The sequence below is a fragment of the Lysinibacillus sp. 1 U-2021 genome, from assembly GCF_029916965.1.
Lineage (GTDB): Bacteria > Bacillota > Bacilli > Bacillales_A > Planococcaceae > Lysinibacillus > Lysinibacillus capsici.
In genome coordinates this window covers 1,147,795-1,165,141 of record NZ_CP123966.1, presented here as the reverse complement: position 1 = coordinate 1,165,141, position 17,347 = coordinate 1,147,795, and the positions used below count along the sequence as shown (strand labels likewise).

Annotated in this window: 17 protein-coding genes and 1 riboswitch; of the genes, 7 read left to right on the top strand and 10 right to left on the bottom strand. The window is 36.9% G+C overall.

Annotated elements, in window-relative coordinates; translation table 11 throughout:
* Positions 1-38: 38 nt before the first annotated feature.
* Positions 39-1,070 carry a S66 family peptidase gene (locus tag QH639_RS06145; RefSeq protein WP_131520994.1) on the top strand — a complete coding sequence of 344 codons (1,032 nt, stop codon included), beginning with the start codon at positions 39-41 and terminating at the stop codon, positions 1,068-1,070.
* Positions 1,071-1,112: 42 nt separating this feature from the next.
* Here the strand turns inward: QH639_RS06145 and QH639_RS06140 are convergent, their stop codons facing one another.
* Both QH639_RS06140 and QH639_RS06135 read right to left on the bottom strand, forming a co-directional pair.
* Positions 1,113-2,456 carry an MATE family efflux transporter gene (locus tag QH639_RS06140; protein ID WP_131520993.1) on the bottom strand — a complete coding sequence of 448 codons (1,344 nt, stop codon included), beginning with the start codon at positions 2,454-2,456 and terminating at the stop codon, positions 1,113-1,115.
* Positions 2,443-2,910, bottom strand: a complete 468-nt coding sequence (locus tag QH639_RS06135) for a GNAT family N-acetyltransferase (RefSeq protein WP_131520992.1) — start codon at positions 2,908-2,910, stop codon at positions 2,443-2,445. The genes QH639_RS06140 and QH639_RS06135 overlap by 14 nt, the downstream gene beginning before the upstream one ends.
* Positions 2,911-2,996: 86 nt before the next feature.
* Here QH639_RS06135 and QH639_RS06130 point away from each other — a divergent pair, with 86 nt between their 5' ends.
* The 3 genes from QH639_RS06130 (at position 2,997) to QH639_RS06120 (ending at position 6,490) form a co-directional block, all read left to right on the top strand.
* Positions 2,997-3,827, top strand: a complete 831-nt coding sequence (locus QH639_RS06130) for a MerR family transcriptional regulator (protein WP_281115817.1) — start codon at positions 2,997-2,999, stop codon at positions 3,825-3,827.
* A 184-nt stretch (positions 3,828-4,011) separates the two neighbouring features.
* Positions 4,012-5,313 carry an SMI1/KNR4 family protein gene (locus QH639_RS06125; protein WP_237898860.1) on the top strand — a complete coding sequence of 434 codons (1,302 nt, stop codon included), beginning with the start codon at positions 4,012-4,014 and terminating at the stop codon, positions 5,311-5,313.
* 1 nt (position 5,314) lies between these two features.
* The gene (locus QH639_RS06120; protein WP_281115816.1) at positions 5,315-6,490 is read left to right on the top strand and encodes a DUF4272 domain-containing protein; all 1,176 of its coding nucleotides are present in this window, start codon (positions 5,315-5,317) and stop codon (positions 6,488-6,490) included.
* A 49-nt stretch (positions 6,491-6,539) separates the two neighbouring features.
* Here the strand turns inward: QH639_RS06120 and QH639_RS06115 are convergent, their stop codons facing one another.
* The 3 genes from QH639_RS06115 to QH639_RS06105 form a co-directional block, all read right to left on the bottom strand.
* Positions 6,540-7,952: an erythromycin esterase family protein gene (locus tag QH639_RS06115; RefSeq protein WP_237898857.1), complete on the bottom strand. Its 1,413-nt coding sequence runs from the start codon at positions 7,950-7,952 to the stop codon at positions 6,540-6,542.
* A gap of 139 nt (positions 7,953-8,091) precedes the next feature.
* Positions 8,092-8,445 carry a hypothetical protein gene (locus QH639_RS06110; protein ID WP_131520987.1) on the bottom strand — a complete coding sequence of 118 codons (354 nt, stop codon included), beginning with the start codon at positions 8,443-8,445 and terminating at the stop codon, positions 8,092-8,094.
* A gap of 22 nt (positions 8,446-8,467) precedes the next feature.
* Positions 8,468-9,151, bottom strand: coding sequence for a DUF2225 domain-containing protein (locus tag QH639_RS06105; RefSeq protein ID WP_131520986.1), 684 nt, complete (start codon positions 9,149-9,151; stop codon positions 8,468-8,470).
* Between the two features lie 333 nt (positions 9,152-9,484).
* On the opposite strand from QH639_RS06105, the gene QH639_RS06100 reads away from it, so the two are divergent.
* Both QH639_RS06100 and QH639_RS06095 read left to right on the top strand, forming a co-directional pair.
* Positions 9,485-10,258, top strand: coding sequence for a Cof-type HAD-IIB family hydrolase (locus QH639_RS06100; protein ID WP_131520985.1), 774 nt, complete (start codon positions 9,485-9,487; stop codon positions 10,256-10,258).
* A gap of 61 nt (positions 10,259-10,319) precedes the next feature.
* A complete protein-coding gene (locus QH639_RS06095) occupies positions 10,320-10,916 on the top strand; it encodes a DedA family protein (RefSeq protein WP_131520984.1) in 597 nt (198 codons plus the stop codon).
* A gap of 30 nt (positions 10,917-10,946) precedes the next feature.
* On the opposite strand, the gene QH639_RS06090 is transcribed toward QH639_RS06095, so the two are convergent.
* The 5 genes from QH639_RS06090 to QH639_RS06070 form a co-directional block, all read right to left on the bottom strand.
* Entirely contained in the window at positions 10,947-11,684 is a 738-nt protein-coding gene (locus tag QH639_RS06090; protein ID WP_281115815.1) for a cyclase family protein, read from the bottom strand.
* Between the two features lie 91 nt (positions 11,685-11,775).
* Positions 11,776-11,881: riboswitch (SAM riboswitch) on the bottom strand.
* Positions 11,882-11,962: 81 nt separating this feature from the next.
* The gene (locus QH639_RS06085) at positions 11,963-12,367 is read right to left on the bottom strand and encodes a YuzC family spore coat inner layer protein (RefSeq protein WP_227744935.1); all 405 of its coding nucleotides are present in this window, start codon (positions 12,365-12,367) and stop codon (positions 11,963-11,965) included.
* A gap of 117 nt (positions 12,368-12,484) precedes the next feature.
* Positions 12,485-14,056: a helix-turn-helix domain-containing protein gene (locus QH639_RS06080; RefSeq protein WP_131520981.1), complete on the bottom strand. Its 1,572-nt coding sequence runs from the start codon at positions 14,054-14,056 to the stop codon at positions 12,485-12,487.
* A gap of 465 nt (positions 14,057-14,521) precedes the next feature.
* On the bottom strand, positions 14,522-15,472 hold the full coding sequence (locus tag QH639_RS06075; RefSeq protein ID WP_281115814.1) for an ABC transporter substrate-binding protein: 951 nt from the start codon (positions 15,470-15,472) through the stop codon (positions 14,522-14,524).
* A 158-nt stretch (positions 15,473-15,630) separates the two neighbouring features.
* Positions 15,631-16,815 carry an MFS transporter gene (locus QH639_RS06070; protein WP_281115813.1) on the bottom strand — a complete coding sequence of 395 codons (1,185 nt, stop codon included), beginning with the start codon at positions 16,813-16,815 and terminating at the stop codon, positions 15,631-15,633.
* A gap of 110 nt (positions 16,816-16,925) precedes the next feature.
* On the opposite strand from QH639_RS06070, the gene QH639_RS06065 reads away from it, so the two are divergent.
* The gene (locus tag QH639_RS06065) at positions 16,926-17,309 is read left to right on the top strand and encodes a winged helix-turn-helix transcriptional regulator (protein ID WP_131520978.1); all 384 of its coding nucleotides are present in this window, start codon (positions 16,926-16,928) and stop codon (positions 17,307-17,309) included.
* Positions 17,310-17,347 lie beyond the last annotated feature (38 nt).

Genomic DNA, 17,347 nt, shown 5'->3' with positions numbered 1-17,347 from the left:
AACAATTATTTTTTGAAGGCACAAAGGAGAGATGGTAAATGAAAATACAATATCCTACTTTAAAAACACCTCTTACGATTGGCGTGACAGCACCCTCTAGTGGAGTCGAACAGCATCTCCATCTATTACTAACAGAAGCTGAAAAACAATTAATACAAAGAGGAATGAAAGTTATTATTGGAAATACTACCTGGACGCAGCTTAAAGGTAGAAGTACAACAAAAGAAAAGCGAGTCTCTGAACTTATGGACTATTTATTAGATGAGCGTATAGATGTCGTCATGCCACCGTGGGGAGGCAGTTTTTTAATGGAGTTATTACCTTTAATCGATTGGGACGAATTAAAAAAAGCGGGACCCAAATGGATATTAGGGTATTCAGATATTAGTACTTTATCTTTTGTATACACAACCATGACGGGGTACGCATCCGCACATGGGGTGAATTTTACTGAATTATCTGCACCTCAATGGGATGAACTTTCTTCTAAATGGATAGACGTAATTACATGTAAGACTGGTCATTCAATAACTCAAAGCTCTTCTCACTATTTTCAATCGAGCTGGGAGCAAGTTTATAAAAATCCTGCTACAGGATTTTATTTTGACAGTGCAACCGAATGGAAAGTTCTAAACCAAGATCGTAGTAATCGTATGACAGGTAGGTTGATAGGTGGCTGTTTAAATACATTGCAAATTCTTATAGGTACGCCCTTCGATTACGTTCAATCATTTATTAACGAATATTGCTCTGAGGAAGGAACAATATGGTATTTAGAAAGTGTTGGTATGGATGCAGCAAAAATCTACCGAGCTTTGTGGCAATTAAAGTATAATGGTTGGTTCAATAAATGTAATGGTGTTCTAATCGGGCGAGCAGGACTATATGAAAATCTAGGGGACTTTACATTGGTGGATGCATTAGGGGATATTTTTGACGAGATGGGAATACCAGTTTTCTATGAAGTAGATATTGGACATGTCCCCCCTCAATTAATTCTAGTGAATGGAGCAGTTGGGGAAGTAATAGTAGAAGAAGGAAGAGGTACGCTAAAAATGCAATTTTGTTAGGCAAACATATTAAAAGGGGACCTTGATGAGGTCCCCTTTCATTTAAGCATGGTCAGGAGATGAAAGCGTTCTTGGATTTTTCCTAATGAACAAGTAAATAAGCAATGCTGTAATTCCTTCTGCTACTGGGAAGGTCCACCAAATAGCCTGCGAGCCAAGTATCTTGGGTAGTATGATGAGAGTAGGGATAAATAAGATAATACTGCGTAGTAACATAATTGTTGTAGCAATACGAATTTTTTCAATGGATTGAAAGAATTCTGCGAACACCATGTTGATCCCTAAAAATACATAGCCAATGGCAAAATGAACAAAGCCCTGTGCTGCCATACTGCGAATTTCCAATGAGCTATCTCCGAATAACGCCATTAATTGAGAAGGGAAAAGAAGAGCTATAAGAGCTGTTGTTAATCCTAAAATAAACGCGGTAGCTAAACCGATTTTCAATAAAGCTGTTAATCTTTCTAGTAATCTTGCCCCGTGGTGATAGCTAACTAAGGGTTGTAGAGCCATACCGACGCCAAGGAAAATAGTCAGTAAGACAGTATGGATGTAATTGACCATTGCATAGGCAGTAACGCCATTCGCACCTAAATAATGTAAAAATGTAACGTTATACAAAATAACGATAACTGCAACGGAGGCTTCAACAATAAAGCTAGGTAAACCTATAGCAAAAATTTTTTTCAAATCTGATAGATTTAAAAATGAAGTGACAAATTTTAACTCAGATTGAGGACGGAAAAAATGGAGACATAGCACAGACGTACCTATAATTGTAGCTATTGCTGTCGCTAAGGCACAGCCAGTCACACCATAGTCTAGTACAAAGATGAAAACATAATTTAAGAGTATATTCAAAGCCGATGTTGTAATTAAGCCCAGCATAGCCAATTTTGGATTGCCATCATTTCGAATAAAGATGCTTAATAAATTTTCAATTGTGTAAAATATCCCAAAGAGCAAAATTACATGTAAATACTCCTGCACATAAGGATACGTATCATCACTCGCTCCGAATATATAAGAAATATCCTTTAGATTTAACGCGAGAAATCCAATAATCGTGATCACAACCACAAGCATTGTAGAAAACGCCAATGTAAATAGTTGATGGGCACGTTGCTTATTTGCCTCTCCTAGAGAAATCGAGAAAAGAGTAGCTCCTCCCATACCAATCCATAGAGAAATAGAAAGCAAAATAGAGAAAATAGGAACAGCTATATTAACCCCAGCTAAAGCTGTAGGTCCCACGCCGTGACTAACGAAAATGCCATCTACCAATATATTGACGGACATTAAAAGCATCCCGATCATGGCAGGGAATAAGTATGATAAAAATAATGGTTTCAGTGGCTTTGTTTCAATTGGATTAATGGTTGTCATAACCATGCACCTCCAAAACCATTACTTTTTCCCCTTTATCATCTAGCTCACCATTAAATATAAAACCGAATTGTTTATACAGCTGGATAGCTACAGCGTTATTGTCATAAACACTTAAATATATCTGAAGACAGTTGAACTTTACTGTTAAATATTGAATAAGTTGCTGTAAAAAATGTTTTCCCAAACCTTGTCCTTGGTATTGTTCTGCTATTAGATAGCGATCAAGCCATACTCGTTGACTATAATCATCATGAGGGAATAAGCCGTACATAGCGAAGCCTATAGCGGTGTTATCTTTATACAGACCTAAAGGCGTAAAGTGTCGATCCATTTCCGCCTCTGCTAAGCATTGTTCTGTAGATTCAATAAAATGTTGCTGATTGTCAGCGATACGTAATGCTAAAATTTCTTTCTTGTTAAAAGCTGTAATGTCACGAATCTCCGTGAACATAATGTCAAAACCTTTCTATTTTTATTTTGAATAGGTACAATCTAAAGTATATAGTAACTATATAGTCAAGGGAGGAAACTCAAAAAATGCTTAATAAAAATGTAAAGTATTTTACAACTGGTGAATTTGCTAAATTATGTAAGGTGAATAAACAGACACTTATTTATTATGATCAAATTGGTTTATTATCTCCCATCATGAAGGATAGTAAGGATTATAGGTATTATTCACTTGCTCAATATGATTTTTTCGGTGTTATTGAATTATTAAAGGCAGTGGGGATGTCCTTAAAGGATATTCAGCATTATATGGAAGAGAAATCACCTGAAAATTTTTTAGAATTGATGCACCAACAAAAAGAGCATGTTGCGAAGAAACGTAGAGAACTAGAAATGATTGAGAATATTATTGATGTCAAAATCAAAATGACAGAGGAAGCACTGCATCTAAATTTTAAGGACATCACGATTGAGTATTTTCCTGAAGACACATTATATTTGAGTAAAAATATTGAGAATTCTACAGAAGAGCAGTTTGTGAAGGCTGTATCTGACTTTATTGAGGAATTGGATCGCTCTCAGTTAGATACAGGGTATCCCATTGGAGGGATAACAAGAAGAGAGCAAGTGTTAGCTGGGAATTACGATAACTATAGTTATTTGTATATTGAGCAGCCTCATCCAAGAGAAGGGCATCCTTATTTTAAGGCGATAGAGGGTGATTTTGTGATTGGTTATCATGTAGGCCCCTCCTCAAAACTTGGTGAGACATACACACGGCTATTTAATGTCATGCATGAAAAGGGTTATGAGCTAGGTCAGTATGTATACGAGGAATACATTTATGATGCCGTAATGAAAAATCGAGAAGAAGACTATGTAACCAAAATTATGATGGAAGTAAAGAAAGTAAAATAATTCATTAAGACGTAATAGAAAAGAATGAATATAGCTGAGACATTTATCATATACGAAGGTTTAGATGGCAGTAAAATAATAGCATTTTGTCATTCTTTTTAAAGTTAGCCTAATCAGTAAATGATTTCCTGACGATAAATAAGAAGTATGACATCACATGAGCCTTATATGGAGGTTAGAGACAATGTGGATTGAGCGTTGGAATCATTTAGTAGAGCAATTGAAGCAGCAGGGAGCTTGTGTACATCCGATTGAAATACGGCCAGTCGCTACCGAGCAAGAGTTACAGCAGGTTGAGGAAAGACTTGGTGTACAAATCCCTAATGGGTTTCGTCAACTGTTGCAAAATTGCTCAAAGCAAGTAAGTATTTATTGGTCATTACCAGATGAGGCGATACTTCCCACTGAATTGCTAGATACGCCTTCTGGTGAGTTTGGCTGGAGCCTAAAAGCTCTAGACTTTCCTTACTTTGGAGAAAATGATGAATCGTATGAACAGCAATATTTACAATTTTTTACGGCTGGTAATGGAGATGCTCTTCTTCTTAAGCTTGACGACGAAACCGTTTGGTATTGGAGCCATGAAGAAGATGAGCTTGATTTGCTTGCTGCCAGCTTTCATTCGTACGTTGATAATATGACGGCTTTAGGCTGTATTGGAGTAGACTGCGGACAGCATCGTCAATTTTGTAGTGAAAATGGATTGGATATTGAATTGGATCGCTCACAATTATGGCTAACTTGGCTAGAACAATATTTAAGCTCTAATTTACAGCAGGCTCAATCCAGCTTAGCATCTTTACTTCATTATGTTTCCATGCATGGTGTCAAAAAAACAAGCGTGCAGGAGGCATTTTTGCATTTTGATGGAGTACAGGTGTATCAGGCACTTCAACATAAATTAGAGCGAGCTCAATCTCCATCAGAACAAAAGGCGTGGAGTGAAGTTTTAGTCAAGATATGTCCGAGTGAGGCGGGAAATTGGGCAAGAGAACTTTGGCAAGTACAGAGTGACATACCAGACTGGCTGCGTGATTATGTAACAGTACATTGTTTGCCAGTTAATGAGGGACAATCTTTCATCTTAATGGATATCGAAAAAGATAGAATTGATGCCTATACTGCTCTATATCGTCTACGCCAATTTCACCATCCAAATATTATAGACTGGATGAGACCCTATGTCACGTTTCCTATTGATGGGTGGGATACACTTTTGGCTGAGTCACAGCCAAGTGCAGAGACGTTATATGAGTGGTTAAATGGCAACGAAGTAGAGAGGCTAACATCCATCCGAGCTATTTGTCAAATGATGCAGCGGGGAATCACACCTACAACTATGATAGACGAAGAAAAATGGCGTCCTTTGCTGGCGTATTGGGTTGAACATGAGGTGCTACAGAAAAATAAACAGCTGTTTAGCCAAGCGCTTAGTTGTTTGGAAAATTGGTTATTAAAATGCTATATGCGACTAAGGAGAGAGTAGATTGAACCAGTTTACGATATTCGCTTCCAAAAATGATACAGATGATATTCAGGATAAACTATCCGATGTATTGGCAAAAAGCTTCATTATTGAAAAAGATGAAAACGAATATTTATTAAAATCAAGAGGTTTATTTAATAAATATAAATGCTCTATAAACATTTTAACTGAAGATACGAACCCTGATTATTTTGCAAAAAATATACCTGGGATGATGGGCTTTTACGATAAAATTCCATTTAAAGATGAACAGCTAAAAGAACGCATAATGATTCAAATAGCAGTGCTCAATACGGTCGTTGCAATCGAAATGGACAAAGAGATGACAGAAGACCATATGCAGCAATTTATAAAATTACTAGCAAGCATAGGGGGGATTGGTTTCCTATCAGATGGTACTTTGTTGGATCAGAACGGTATGGTTATTGTTTATCCTAATGGAGAATCAGGTCCATCTGATTTTCAACCACATGCTTGCACAAGAAAGATACATGCACAAGAGGTCACATCAGCACAGGGAGAGGCACGAAAAAATAGAACGATAGCTTTTTTAACAGAGAAGGAGATACCTTATGCGTCATCGCTTCCTCAGCTACCACCAGTAGAAAATCTCCAATTTAAAAGCCAAGAGGATATTGCAAGAAGAGCGGTTGCCCTGTTGATTGTTATTCAATTTGCTTGTGATGTAGCACAGAAGGGTGATATTGAGGAGTCTAGAGAGTTCTTTACCAATATGCTACGTACATATGAGGTGCATGAATTTTTAACGGAGCATGAAAAATTCTTTCTTGAGGCTCAGCATCCTGGTGCTCAAGAAGCAGTCAATATATCATGGCAATATGAAGCCTATTGGACACTTATTTGGGCATTGGGACTTGTGGAAGAGCTAAATTTCCCTGACGATGTATGTGATTGTGAATATGCAATTCAAGTAGTTTCTCGTTGTGAGACATTTGAGCAATTTTATGGTCAAACGGTATTGCGCAGTAAGGAAGATATAGTGGATGAGGCGGATAAAATTTACAGATTACATTGGGCTTGTGTAGATAGCCGCATCAATGGACAAGAAGCTCCTTTAGCATTAAATGAAAGTGTTGTGATGGAAAGACGTAGAGGCTTATTTTGGATGATTGGATATCAAGGCGAAGAATGGGATACTATATCGATGAATACTTAAAACAATAGCAAACTAGATTTCCTAGTTTGCTATTGTTTAATAAGAGAGATTATTTGATATAGGTTGGTTTATCCACCTGATCTATTAAAAGTATACCATCGTATTGGTCGCGCGGAACAAGACTTTCCTGGATCATTCCCCAACTATAGGATAAGCGTGGTTCAAACATCCATGAGTTGCCTCGTTCATTTTGACGATTGCGTAAATCGATGAATGTGTAAGGGTTATTTGTTGAAGACAGAATATCTTCAATAGATCCTTTGACAGGAGGTAAAACAGGCATAGGTTCTCCCATATTATTTGCTGTCTCTCCACTAGCCATGTATAGACCTAATACATAGCTATATTTCTTATAGATATCAGGTAAACGTTCCCCCATTAATTTAACTGGGTAAGGAGATCCCATTACATTCGATTGTGCTTTACGAATATGATCGTTATGAGCCCATACAATAAACTTTTCTGTTGGATACACCTCTTCAGCTAGCCAAAGTAAGTTCTCCATCATTGCTTGATCTCGCCATTCCATAGTTTGCAAAAATGATTCTATATTATTTTGTTCAATGTCGATATTGGACTGAATTGTTAACTCTATATATTCGTCTGCTAGTCGAATACGATCTGCTAGAGTGCGATCCATTAGTTTTACAATATGAGGCTCTTTTGGATAAGCTACCTGTAGCTCTTTTTCTTTGATTTGTATTTGTGATTTTACCTGTTTATACACATCAATTATAGTAGTTTTTACTTTTTGATAGCCCTTCAAATCTTTCCCCGAGCTCCATTCAGCAAGCTGCTTCTCAGCTTCATTGAATTGCTGAGCCAACTTGGGGTTTTGCAGCCAATCTCCGTTCGTAAATGCTCCTTGCTGTTGAATATCAAAGCCAGTAAGTACAAGAGGTTGCTCTGTTGCTTGAGTTGATTTTGCATAGTCAAACAGAGGCAAAGTTTCTTTTGTCCACCAAACGCCGAAAATGGCATCTTTCATTGTTTGTAGAGCTGCTTGTTTATCAATTTGTCCTTGAGCATTCATCACATTACCCATACCACTTTCAAAGGCAAGGACATTATAGCCCATATCTTGATGTAAAAATTGTATTAAACGTGTTTTCGCTAGATTGAATTGTGCCACTCCATGAGAGCTTTCCCCTAAAAAGACAATACGTTTATCATGTAATAAAGGTTTTAGCATCTCTAAATCCTCAAATTTGTTAGCGGGAATTTTTTGTCCATTAAACGTTTCAGGCTGGATGGATGCCAGGCTGTATGCATGGTCATTCGCCCATTTTTTCCAATCAAGTAATGTTTCATTAGAAGTCCTAGCTTGTTTGACAGCAGAATCGTTTTCCGTAATCTGCTCATTTACAGGGACAGCAGCAGAGACATTCACTACTCCACTTATTGTCATTAAACTGGCCAGTGCAAAACTTAATAAAACCTTATGCTTCCTAGCTTTCCTCATTAGTTATCAGCCCTTCACTTTATATTGATACTAATTATAGGAAGGGAAGTTTAAAGTTTAGGAAGAATTTGTTTAAAATTAGTTTAAATTTAGTATGTAAAAAAGAAAAACACCTCCAATTGATGGAGATGTTGGAATGCTATTTATAGTGATAAGTACTTGCTCTTACATGGTTACGTTGAATTTGGTTAAACCATGCACGATCCTTTTCTTCTTGTTTTAATGTCCCAACAATGGAGGAAGAGCAGCTTACGCAAATTTTAGCCTGGGTAATCTGTCCACATCGTTCGCATGGAGCCCCTAAATTAGGAAAAATGGAGTTCTTTAATTTTCCTGCTTTTACCCATTTGTAAAGCAACTCAGATGACACGCCTGTTAAAGCGACAACTTCATCGTTTGTTAGGTAGCGATTATTTTTTCTTAATAAAAAATGATGCAGCTCTGAAAATATATCCTCTTCTCTCACATCAATTTTCCTTTGAAATAGCAACATAATTAATCATCTCCTCGTCCCATTAATGAATGATTTCATTAATTGTTATAGGTTGTTCGTCATATTTATAATTTTCCCAACGATTGCGTGCAAGCTTGCGATATTTCGGCGAAACATTTCGATCAGCGATTAAGCGTGAAAATCCTTTTTTAGCTTCAGGAATATCATCAAGTCGAAGGCTTAATTCAGCATGTAAAAACTGAATTCTCTCTCCACCTTCTTGATTAGAGGCAAAGGATTTACTATAAAAGTCTCTCGCTGCAAAAAGATAGCGCTTTTCGGATTCTTCGTCTTTTTTTAAACGATAGAGCCAAGCGATTTTTAAAGCGAAATTCGCCATTAAAAGAGATTCTTCCATTGACGCACGGGATACTAAATAGGCGAGCTTAAAACTGATAATGGCATCATCAATTGTACGTTCCTGACAGATATCCATAGGTTTCTGGAGCTCTTTAATGTATAGTTCATCAATGAGTAGCATGAAAGGTCCGTATGTCCGTGTCATAGATTTATGGTAGGCATAGCCACAATGTGGACATACGGCAACTTCATATAGCAAAGGGTTTAGGCCATCGTAAACAGGCATGAAATCCGTTTGTTCTTCGATAATTTTATATCGATTAGGGCGAACTTTATATGTTGTAAACTGCTTTTTGCAAAATTTACAATCCACACTACTTTCATAGTAGTAAATGTTAAATGCCATAAGAATCAACTCCTTTGCGTACTCTAAAATTTTATTTCTTTTGTTCTATTTATACGTAAGATTTTATCATTCAATGTATTTAAGATATTATCTTTTATTTTAACAATTTTGTGTTCTTTGGTATACTCCTTTAGAATTATTAAAATAAATATATTCAAAGAATTTTTAGTTAAATATTATTATAAATACGCTTGTAATAGTTTTTATCGGAGGTGTAAATGGAAGTTATATAGTTTGCTTAAAGTTTGTCAAAATACTTTCACATATTTCAAGAGAGAAGAATTGTAAATTTAAATCAATTGGTTCTAAAAGACTATGATGGAGGTGCTCAAAATGAAGTGTAATATCGTGATTTTTGATGTAGACGGCACATTGATTAATTACGAGGATGGCTGTGTGGAAGAAAGTACAAAACAAGCTATTCAGCTATTGCAAGAAAAGGGAATTCATCTTGTAGCGGCTACTGGAAGACCCTTATCTATGTGCTATGAATTAAAAGCGCTGGGGATTGAAACCTTTATTACAGCAAATGGGGCCTATGTGAAACATAAGGAACTTGTCATACATAAAACTCCGATTGCCAAAGAAATTGTCTACAATATACAGGCTTTTGCACAGGAACAGCAGCATAGCCTAACATTTTTTACAGAGGAGTTATCTATGAATAGCATACAAAGTCCAGTAGCTTTAAGAGCGATGCAAGAAACTTTATCTTTACGGGATTTTCCACTTATAAATGAAAAAATTGTAGATGAAGAGGTTTTTCTCATGTGTTTATATGCGGATGAGCTGGCTGAAAAAAGATATACTAGCCAATTTTCGAATATATTTTTGCAGCGTTGGCATCCTTATATTGTGAATGTCTTACAGCAGGATGTTTCGAAGTCTATAGCTATTAAAGCGGTGCTTGATCATTTTAACATTGACCCTGAGAATGCGATTGCCTTTGGGGATGGGGATAATGATATTGATATGTTGGAGTATGTAGGAGTAGGAATTGCCATGGGAAATGGCAGTAAAGCTCTAAAAAGTGCTGCCAATTTTGTTACAAAGAAATCTACGGATGGCGGTATCAATTTTGCTTTACGTCAGCTTCAAGTCATTTAGAGCGCTGAGGCTACACTATATATAGCAGGTAGATTTTAATAAATTTTAGGTGGGATGATTTATGGCACATCACGTGCAGTCTCTAATTGAACATTACGGATATTTTGGGATTATCGTGATTCTAATTGGAGGTATTGTTGGGGTGCCACTTCCTGATGAGGTGTTTCTGACTTATGTAGGCTATAGTGTTTACCGAGAAAGTCTTGAACACATTCCTGCTTTAGTCAGTGCAATGATTGGTGCGATTGGAGGCATTACCTTAAGCTACTATATTGGTTATCGTTTTGGCTTACCGTTATTGCAGAAATATGGCCCTAAAATTCATATTACCGAGCAAAAAATTGACTTTACGAAAAAGATGTTTACAAAAATAGGACCTACCCTATTATTAATTGGCTATTTTATTCCAGGGGTACGCCATTTGACAGCTTATATTGCGGCTATTAATAATTATCCTTATAGAAAGTTTGCTCTTTTTGCCTATACAGGGGCATTTATTTGGACGTTCACATTTATATCATTAGGAAAGATGCTTGGAGAGAAATGGCGATTTGTTGGATACTATTTAACCCATTACAGTATCTATCTTATTCTTTTATTTATTATAGGGATGCTCATTGCTTATTTTTTATTTAAAAAAAGAAATGGACAAAAATAAAAGTCGGTATACGCTATACCGACTTTTATGTTATGGCAAAATAGCAAAAGATCGCACAGGGAAGCCAGATGCTTTTTCTGGCTTAGGTACGATATTGAAGATGATAGCGCCTTTCGCAGGTAGCTTGTCCAAATTCGTCATTAGCTCAATTTGATAGGTGTCTTGGTCAAGCACAAAATATTCGCCATCTAGCTTGCCATTTTTACGAAAATCAGCAGCAGAGTCCGTATCGAATGTTTCATGACCAATTGCGCTTACCTTGCGTTCTTGTAGTAAAAACTGTAAAGCTTCTAAACCCCAGCCAGGGATATGGTTATGTCCATCTGCATCCTTATTACTGAAAGCCTCTTTATCTGGCCAGCGCTTACTCCAATCTGTACGTAATGCTACAAATGTTCCTGCTTCAATTTCTCCATGCTTGTCCTCAAAATCAAGAATATCTTGAACACTTAATGAAAAATCATGGTTGCTCGCAGCCTCCTGTGATTTATCAATAACAACAAGGGGGAGAACAAGCTCTTTTAGTTCTAATTCTTCTAAGTAGCGAGTATCTCGCACAAAATGAATGGGTGGGTCGATATGTGTGCCATATTGACCAGGGAACGTGAATTGTTGAGCGAAGAAACCATCCTTATGAGAAAATAACGTTTCAAATTTAGCGTCCTCAAACATAAAAAAATGTGGAGAATTAGGGCCGAATGTATGTGTTAAATCAACCCACTGTTTCGATTTTAGTAATTGCAATGCTTGCAAAAGTTCATTAGACATCGATTTCCCTGCTTTCTGTAAAAAATAGTGGTAAATAAAAAGGAGTCCCCTAATAGAAGAGGACTCCTGCTTGAAACAACGGTAGTTCTTCTTCTCATCTTCAAGGCTGATCATTTTGCCAATTGGAATTAGCACCATACTGTTAGCTGGTTGCTGAGACTTCGTCGGGCCAATCCCTCCGTCTCTCTTGATAAGAAAAGTAATATAAGAATTTTCAGAAATAACAATACAAACACTTTAGCATAGTTTTTTATAGTTTACAAGTTCACTGGGAATTTTCACCAATTCAAATTCAAGGTGACTCCACAACAATCATTATCAATCAGACGTATTCTAAAACTGTCTGGTGTATAGTTCGTTTCAAATTTCATCGTAATACCTGTTGATGTGATTAATTTTTCAACCTCTGTTTTATTTGAAAGTTGAGCAGCATTCATTAAATCATGTGCGAATTGTTGGGAGCTATCTATTTTATCCGTAAGTAATTGGGCTTGCTGCATCATCGCCTTTATCCGTGTTGCTGAAGCTTTTAATTTGTGTGTATCGACAGGTGGAAAAGGATTATTGGTCGGCATTGCTAAATGTTGCGAAAAGGGTCTAATGGCAAAATGATTAGCGATAGGCGATGTTGGATAATGATAGGGATGCACAAAATACGGATAAGGATTGTAATACAAGGTCATTCCTCCTATCCTATAACTGATATCCTATCTTATGTAGCCAAACTACATTCGGTGTTATTTTGCGGTGCAATGTTTGTCCTCCTCACCATTTAAAAAGGAAGCTAAAGTAAGCTTTTTTTAGCCAAGTACATTCAAGACATCATCAATTTTTTTACTATGTGATAAAATGCCATAATTCATCCATGTTAAAAAGTCTACTTCATAGACACAGCTGCTTTTAACGGCAGCTAGGTTTTTCCAAGTAGGAGTTTTTAAAATAGCACGTTCCTCATTTTCATAAATGGAATGTTGCTTATCAAATGTAATAAATAAATGATCCGCATCTAATTGCAACAATTGATCAAATGTCAGTTGTGCTTTACGTTGATTGTGCGGAATACTCCATACTAGTGAATGTGGCATTAAACCTAAGTCACGATATAAAATGGGGCCCGTATAGCCACATTCAGGACCGGCGTATAGAGTAATGCTAATGGCTGAAATACGGAGAAATGCCACACTTTGCCCATAAACTGATTTGCTAAGAATTCCTTTTGCTTGTTGTACTTTATCTTCATATTGTAGGATTACGTCTTGTATCAAGGAGGTTTTTCCTGTTAGATCTGCAATCTTAAATAACGTAGATTGCCAATTCTCTCCAGGGTGTGAAAGATGACAGACGGGTCCTACTTCATCTAAGTGCTGAAAGGATTCCCAACGCTCTACACCAGAATCTAACATAATTAAAGTTGGCTTATAGTAAAGGAGTCGATCCATTTCTCTATTTTGTACATCAATATCTGGCACTTTCTGTAGACCTAAATAGTCTTGTTTTCCCCATTTTGAATGACTGAATTGAGCAATTGGCGTAATCCCAAGCGCAACAAAGAAATCTTCTAAGAATGGTGCAAATACACGTAGATGGCTGCTTTGATTTCTTCGATATTGTCCTGGAGAGATGCCGACATGTTCCTTAAAGCGACGATTGAAATAATACTCATTATTAAATCCGACAGACTGGCTAATTTCAAATACTCGATCATTTGTTGTCATTAATAAATGCTTAGCTTTTTCAATACGAAGTTTAGTTAAATAGTGAAGAGGAATTTGTCCCGTAATATCTTTAAAAATGCGCGTATAATTCCATCTTGGTACGTCAGCTAGCTGTGCTAGCTGCTCAACCGTCCACTCTTTTTCAAAATGTTTATGTAAATGGTTAATGGACTGCTCAACAGATTGTCGATCATTTTTTTGCATCTGCTTGGGTATGGTTGGATGTAGGAGTAATAACATCAGCTCTTGAAAGTGTACATGCTGTTCAAAAATCGTGTGTTCATCCTCCGCTAACCTGTTCTGATAGATGACTTCTAGCAGTCTATGACATTGTGAAAAGGGGAGAAGATGTCGTTCGCTGATACTTGTAAAATGACTATATGAATTCTGACTATTGCTGAGATTGACAATGTTGAAATGTAATTGATAAAAACAAAGGTGCTCACTTTGAATATGGATACTAACCGTGTTATTTGGCGGAATCAATATGTACTTTTCTTCACTAAAATGAATGATGTCATGATCTATTTCTAGCTTTCCGCTACCATTCATTACGATGAAAAGTGTATAGAAGTCACTACTAATCAATAACTTTTTTGATGATTGAATTGAATAAGAGATATTTTGTAACGTATAAACATGTGTTAAGTTACCCATTGATAATTCACCCCTTTTTTTGAATTGGCAGAACAACACAAAGAAAGCCCTCATTAAGAGCTTCCTTTCATGTTGTTGAAAAAAGATCATGTGACTAGTAGAAAAAGCCCCTTTAGCAAGGCAAGGGGTTGATTTCCCCTCCGCCAGCGTCCTTTTCAGGTGGCGTCTGATGAGCCGCTTCACTCACTTGCGTTCGCTCCAGGGTCTCACCTGTGACGCTAAATCCCCTAGGAGTGACGCTGGCTCCACTCCAATCAACCATGCTGCTAACGTGTCTTTTCTTCTTTCGTACTAGCAGTAGGGAACAAAAAAGTCTATTAAAGAGAGGATAGGCACTTATTTCAATGTGAAGAAGTGATGAGTGACAACACCTATCCATTTTCTCCTTCGCAAAAGTGCTATTGATTATTTTGTTTTTTAACACTAAGCCAAAGAAAGCCCTCATTAAGAGCTTTCTTTTGAAAATTATTTGACGAACCATTTCTCTAAATCATCATACTTTAGCAAGTTGGCTGTAATTGCGCCAGATTGCCAATATGTGCGATCAGCAATATAGACATGCCCATTTTTTACAGCAGGGAGTGTTTTCCATAGTGTACTATCTAACCATTTAATGGCTTCTTGGTTTTCTTTAGACTCCCATGTACCGTTTGAAGGGAAAAGGATAATATGATCCGCATCTAATTCCGTGATAGCCTCTTCTGATAAAACCTCGTGGAACTCTGTCATATCACGGGCTAATGGATGTGGTGTTAAGTCTGTCTCTGTGTAAATGTAGCCAGAGTAGCGATTTTTAATGCCAAATAATGCTAATGTATTATCTGCTACATTTAGTCGTACAACGGCAACTGTTTCGTCTCCAATTGATTCATCTAGTTTTGCTTTTAAATCGGCAACACGTTGCTCATATCGATCAACCATTTCTTTTGCCTTATCGGGAATATTTAAAACATCAGCTATTGTTTTTGTAATTTCACGTGGATCTTGTAGAATATCTTCTTTCAAGCGGTAAGTAGGCGCTACCTTTGAGTATTCCTCATACTTTGCCTGGTCCGCGGCACCATCTACAATGATTAAATCAGGCTTGGCTTGTAATAATGTTTCCATGCTACCGGTAATGTCGAACTCAGGAACATCTAATCCTAAATAGTCCTGTTTTCCCCAAGATGGGTGATACCATTGCACAACGGGTTTTACATCCAAAGCTGTTAAATAGTCTTCCAAATAGATAGCAGCTACACGCTGTGGATTTGTAGGAATTTCTACTTTTCCAAACTCGTCTTCTACAATTCTTGTATCTTTAGATGATTGCTCTTCTGTAGCTGTATCCTCTTTTACTTCATTTGAGCCACAGGCACTTAATACGAACATTAGTGCAAAGAAAACTACAAATGAAAAATATCGACCTCTACGCATTTTATTCACTCCTATAGATTTACTAAAACAGTAAGGGTATACCCTTAAATTAGAATGATAATCATTCTCGTTTGACTCAAGTAAATTATAGGATACAACATATTAACAAACAATACACATTCTCTACTAATTTTTTATACAAAGTGAAATTTAGAGAGTTATTGTTTTTTGTTATCGAAAAGTAACCATAAAAGTGTAACAATTGCTGCTAGCATAACCATCAGGAATCCGTATATAGGCGTATGCGCCAACGATTGGTGGCGAATAATAAAGCCTCCGATATATGAGCCTAAAAATATGCCAATGTTGAAAGCAGAAATATTCAATGCCGAGGCCATTGAAATGGCTGATGGTACATATTTTTCAGATAGTAGAACAGCATATAGCTGCAATCCTGGGACATTCATAAACATGAACAATCCCATTGTTAGCACCATTATTAATCCCATAATAGGTGAGTCTAGGGTAAAGCCAATGCCAAGCAATGACAATGCAAGTCCAACAAAAATAATAAAGATGGAACGTAGTGGATTATGATTAGCAAAATGACCACCAAGAGTATTACCGATAGCTACACAAATACCATAGACAACTAGAATAATGACGACTGTATGTGGGGAATACCCCATATATTGTTCTAAAATAGGTGAAACATATGTGTAGACAACAAAAGCACCGCCGTATCCAATTGCGGTAATGAATAGTATTAAGATCATACGAATATTGCCTAAAACTTTGCCGATATCACGAATAGAGATGGGATTGCCTTTCGATAATTGGCTAGGTACTAACAATGCATTACTAATTAAACCGACAATTCCAATGACAACAATAAAAATGAATGACATACGCCAATCTGTTACTTGTCCAATAAATGTACCGAGTGGGACACCTGTTACAGTAGCTAATGTTAAGCCAGTAAACATAAAGGCGATAGCACTTGCTCGTTTATTTGGTTCCACTACATCTGCTGCTATAACAGAAGCGATGGACATAAACACACCATGTGCTAATGCTGAAATAATACGTCCGATTAATAGTAATGCGAAATTAGGAGCTAAAGCGACTGCTAGGTTACCCACTATAAAAATGGACATGACAAGCAATAATACGGTTTTTCGACTAAGGCGGGATGTTAAAGCTGTTAGTAAGGGAGCCCCAACAGTTACCCCTAGTGCATATATAGAAACGGTTAAGCCAGCTGTGCTAAGAGAAATACCAAAGTCATCTGTAATTAATGGTAAAAGTCCCACACTGATAAATTCAGTGGACCCTATACCAAATGCACTGATAGCAAGTGCTAGTAAGGTAAGTTTAGCATTTGGCTTTTTTGATTTTGACATTTTACTACTATCTCCTTTGATTTTTTTTATGATGTGTAGTAATATTCATACATACCAAAAAGATATGTAGAGTACTTTTAGTTACTTTTGGATATTACAGGAGGTTTACGATGCAAAAAATTTATAATATTGGTGTTGAAGCTACACTAGAAGTTATTGGTGGTAAATGGAAACCAGTTATTCTTTGTCATTTAAACCACCATGGTAAAATTCGAACAAACGAATTTCGACGATTGATCCCAGGTATTTCGCAAAAAATGCTCACAAACCAATTAAGGGAACTGGAGCAGGCTGGGTTAATCAATCGAAAGGTCTTCAATCAAGTACCACCAAAAGTTGAATATTCATTAACAGCCTATGGACAAGGAATGGAACCAATTCTGAACATGCTTTGTACGTGGGGTGAAAAACATGTTGAATTATTACAGGATAAAGGTGAAGATGTACTGTTAAAACAACGTGATGATGATATTGCCATGCAGCAAACATCATAATGAGGGGAGAAAGAGACTGTCATATACAAGACAGTCTC